This is a genomic window from Brachybacterium sp. p3-SID957 (assembly GCF_025144775.1).
Classification (GTDB): domain Bacteria; phylum Actinomycetota; class Actinomycetes; order Actinomycetales; family Dermabacteraceae; genus Brachybacterium; species Brachybacterium epidermidis.
The window spans coordinates 1-3,632 of record NZ_JALXKT010000105.1 but is presented as its reverse complement, the minus strand read 5'-3'; the positions used below and the strand labels follow the sequence as shown (position 1 = coordinate 3,632).

Genomic DNA, 3,632 nt, shown 5'->3' with positions numbered 1-3,632 from the left:
CTTCGCAGATGAGGGTGTAGTGGCTAGTGGCTAGTGGCTAGTGGCGGGATGGCGGCCGATGAAGGGGATCGCAAAGTGATCGAGAAACGGCCCAGTTGGGTATACCCCACGGCGCAGATGTGTCACGAAACTGCCGATTCGGACCCTGTGGCACAGGGACGCCTACGGTGCCGTAACTGTCACGCAGGGTGGTGCTCAATGCAGCAGAAGTGTCAGGTTGAGGTGTGCCAACTCGCGCAGCAGTCTCCCCGCGCCGCCGTGCCGTAAACGGTCGCTCCCGGAAGGAACGCGGCAGTCTCGTCCGCGCGCCGTGCCCGCAGTAGCGCGTCGGCAACAGCTAGCAACGGGGCAGACGCCGCGGCGATCGTCGCTGCAATCAGCTCGCCTGGCGGTGAAGCCATTGGGAGAAAGTCGGACCGAGTACCTCGGCCTCCGCTCCAGGCACCAGGGCACCATAACGGAATGCTCGACCCATGCGGCCAGGGATGGGCATAGGGAGGGGAGTGGCCCGGGCCTGGGGGAGCTGCTTCGTCATGTTCCACAAGGTGGTGACCTCCGGCCCTGCGATCTCTGTGAGCGTGCTGGCGCGGGTGCCGGTCGCCAGGTCTGCGATCACCCCAGCCACCGCGTCCAGCGCGACGGGCTTGATCGTCATCTGCGGCACGAGGGAGATCGGTCCGAGCTTCATCCTCTCGCGGTTCTGGCCTGCGAACTCGAACCACTGCGTTGAGCGCACGATGGTCAGGTTCGGGCTCTCCTCACGCGCTACCCGCTCCTGCGCCGTCTTGCCGGCGAAGTACCCATACCCCTGAACGTCCGGCAGCTCGCAGTTCACGATCGACAGCAGCAGATGGCGGGCATCCAAAGCGCGCGCAGCGGCGGCGACGGCGCGGGTCGACCGCGTGAAGAAGTCAGTCGCAGCGCTCCTGCTCATGGTGAAGCGCCCCGTCGCCTCCACGATCACATCGGGCTGCCCTAAGCGCTCGATGGAATCAGCCTGTAGCACGTCGAACCCGTTGGAGCGCGACAGGAGCCTGACCGTCGCACCACGCTCGAGGAGCGCCCGCTCGATGGCCTTGCCGGACGGTCCCCCACCCACGACTGCAACCTCCACCGCGTCCTCCTTCGTAGCGCCTGCTGTCTCTATGATCGTAGAGCCTCTATGATCATAGAGGCCTAGTCGGAGGGGGACAACTGTGGACCGTCGCGAGAGGATCGCTGCCGCTGGTGTACGCCTGATCGCACGCAGCGGCGTTCGTACGCTCACCCACCTGCTGGTGGACAAGGAGGCGAACTTGCCGCGCGGCTCGACGTCGTACTACGCCCGCACCCGTCGCGACCTCACCGCCCTGGTCGTGGAACGGCTCTCCGAGGACACTCAGGCCGATCTCGCCGATCTAGCCATACCCGCCACCATGGACCGCGCCGCCGCGGTGCAGATAGCCGTTGGCTTCCTGGACCACCTAGCGCGCCGCGAGGACGCGCAGGCCGCGCGCTTTGCGCTGCTCTTCGAACTGCGGAATGACGACGAACTGCGCGCGCTGCTCACCGTCGACGCCCCGGTGCGTGCGCCCCTGGTCCAACGCGCTACACAGCTACTCGACGCCGCCGGCATCGCCACCCCGGCCCAGCACGCCCCGGACCTAGTGGGGCTCGTCGACGCACTCCTGATGTATCGCACGGCCAAGGCCGCACCGGTCGACGCGGCTAGCGTCATCGGCGCCTACATTGACGGCCTTCCCTGCGCTCAGCGCGCCCAGGCGTAGGCCCTCAGCCCACGCTTGACCCCGGGGCGTCGGCGAGAAAGGCCTGGGTGGCGGGGGAGGGGTTAAATCCGCTCCACGCCAGGTGCTCAATGCGGGTCGGGCCGCTGATGACCTCGATGCTCTGGAGATCGTGGCTGCCCGGAACTGCGGCGGGCGGGAGAAGCGCCAGCGCAAGGTTGTTCCGGACAAGGCCGAGCATGATGTCGGTGCTCACCGCCTCGAAAGCGACCTCACGCCGGATACCAGCGGACTCGAAGGCCCGGTCGGACTGTGTCCGCCCGGGCGTGCCCTCGCTGAAGTCCACGAAGGTCTCCTCGGCCAGGTCTTCCAGGCTTAGGCTCTGGCGTCCGGCGAGGTGATGGTCACGGGAGACGACGGCGACTAGGGCGTGTCTCCAAAGGCGCTCCCGCCGATGGGCATCAGTCGATCACGACGGCTGTGGCTTCGACTTCCACGAGCTGGTGGTCGTATCCGAGTGCGGCAACACCGATCAGCGTGCTCGGGACGTCATGGTCACCGAATGCGTCGCGGACGACCTCCCATGCCGCCACGAGATCAGCCTGGTCGGAAGAGGCGACGAGTACACGGGTGGCAATGACGTCCTCTAGCGCGGCGTCAGCCTCTCCGAGGGCGACCTTCATGTTCTCGATGCATTTGGCGGCCTGTGCTGCGAAGTCACCTTCACCGCAGGTGGATCCGTCGCTGTTCAGCGGGCATGATCCTGCCAGGAAGACTAGGCGTGCTTCCGCGGGTGCGGTTGCGGCGTAGGCGTACTCCGCTGCGTCCGACAGCGCGTTGGAACGAATCAGGGTCACGGCCTTGGGCATTGTTAAACCTCCGGGTCGAGTGCGTCTCCGGACACCTTCGCATCTCCGCCTGAGCGAGATCTTGGAAGCTCGTCAAACGAGGTGCTTGAGCCATTGGATGATCGCGCGGAGCACGACTCCGGCGCGGTAGGTCAGGCCGAGTTTGTCGTAGCGGGTGGCCAGGCCGCGCCATTGCTTCACGTCGCTGTAGCCGCGCTCGATGACGTTGCGGCCGCGGTAGGCCTCCATGTCGAGACCCACGGGGCGTCCGCCGCGTGAACCGCGGTTGCGACGGTGTTGCTGCTGGTCGCTGGGTTCGGGGATCACGGCCTTGATCCCTCGACGGCGCAGAGTCTGGCGGGTGGCGCGGGAGGAGTAGGCCTTGTCGCCGCGCAACATGTCCGGTCTGGTGCGCGGTCTACCTGGTCCCTTGCGGGCGACGGAGAGGGCGTCGAGCAGTGGGGCGAGCATCGGTGAGTCCCCTCCCTGACCGGGTCCGCAGAGGATTGCCAGCGGTAGGCCGTGTCCATCGACGAGCTGATGGATCTTCGTCGAGAGCCCGCCGCGGGAACGGCCCAGCGCGTGATCAGCTGGCTCAACGCGGAGATTCATGTGATTCCACTGCGCCCCCTGTGGTGCGCTCGAGGGTGGTGCCGTGCTGGTGAGCGCGGCAGATCGTGGAGTCGACCGCGACCGACCAGTCCAGGTCACCGTCCGCGTCGGCACGGACCAGGAGCGCGTCGAGGACCTGGTCCCAGGTGCCATCAACTGCCCAGGCGCGGTGGCGCTTCCAGACTGTCTGCCAGGGCCCGAAGTCGGCGGGGAGATCGCGCCAGGCGATCCCGCACCGGTAGCGGTAGATAATCCCCTCGACCGCCTGTCTATGATCCCGTCTCGGCCTCCCTGACCAGGGGCGCTGAGCGGGGAGCAAGGGCTGGATCGTCTCCCATTGGGTATCGGGGGCGTGTCAACTTGTCTGTGTAAGCGGGGTGGTCACAGGTAGGGGTTGATCCGGTCGGGGTAGGCTGCGGCGAGCTGGGCGAGGGCCTGCTTCCAGTTA

The 3,632-nt window shown here is 66.7% G+C and carries 4 protein-coding genes and 1 pseudogene; 1 reads left to right on the top strand and 4 read right to left on the bottom strand.

The genetic code is table 11. The features are described 5' to 3' along the window. Nucleotides 1-376: 376 nt before the first annotated feature. Nucleotides 377-1,114 (bottom strand): hypothetical protein, encoded by a 738-nt coding sequence (locus tag M3B01_RS14410; RefSeq protein ID WP_259793219.1) that lies wholly within the window; start codon nt 1,112-1,114, stop codon nt 377-379. An 82-nt stretch (nt 1,115-1,196) separates the two neighbouring features. Here M3B01_RS14410 and M3B01_RS14405 point away from each other — a divergent pair, with 82 nt between their 5' ends. After that, nucleotides 1,197-1,766: a TetR/AcrR family transcriptional regulator gene (locus tag M3B01_RS14405; protein ID WP_259793217.1), complete on the top strand. Its 570-nt coding sequence runs from the start codon at nt 1,197-1,199 to the stop codon at nt 1,764-1,766. 4 nt (nt 1,767-1,770) lie between these two features. Here M3B01_RS14405 and M3B01_RS14400 read toward each other — a convergent pair. From M3B01_RS14400 to M3B01_RS14390, 3 genes and pseudogenes are all read right to left on the bottom strand, one after another. Further along, a pseudogene (locus M3B01_RS14400) lies at nt 1,771-2,166 on the bottom strand (LysR substrate-binding domain-containing protein); the annotation flags it as partial. Between the two features lie 19 nt (nt 2,167-2,185). Continuing rightward, nucleotides 2,186-2,593: a RidA family protein gene (locus M3B01_RS14395; protein ID WP_259793215.1), complete on the bottom strand. Its 408-nt coding sequence runs from the start codon at nt 2,591-2,593 to the stop codon at nt 2,186-2,188. A 72-nt stretch (nt 2,594-2,665) separates the two neighbouring features. Further along, nucleotides 2,666-3,512 (bottom strand): IS5 family transposase gene (locus M3B01_RS14390; protein WP_259793220.1). Its coding sequence is split into 2 segments (ribosomal slippage): nt 2,666-3,202 and nt 3,204-3,512, totalling 846 coding nucleotides; the frame shifts between segments, so codons are not numbered across the junction. Nucleotides 3,513-3,632 lie beyond the last annotated feature (120 nt).

What these genes read in the sequence shown, in the direction of transcription:
- M3B01_RS14395 (WP_259793215.1), bottom strand. Translation starts at nt 2,593, where the DNA reads ATGCCCAAGGCCGTGACCCTGATTCGTTCCAACGCGCTGTCGGACGCA.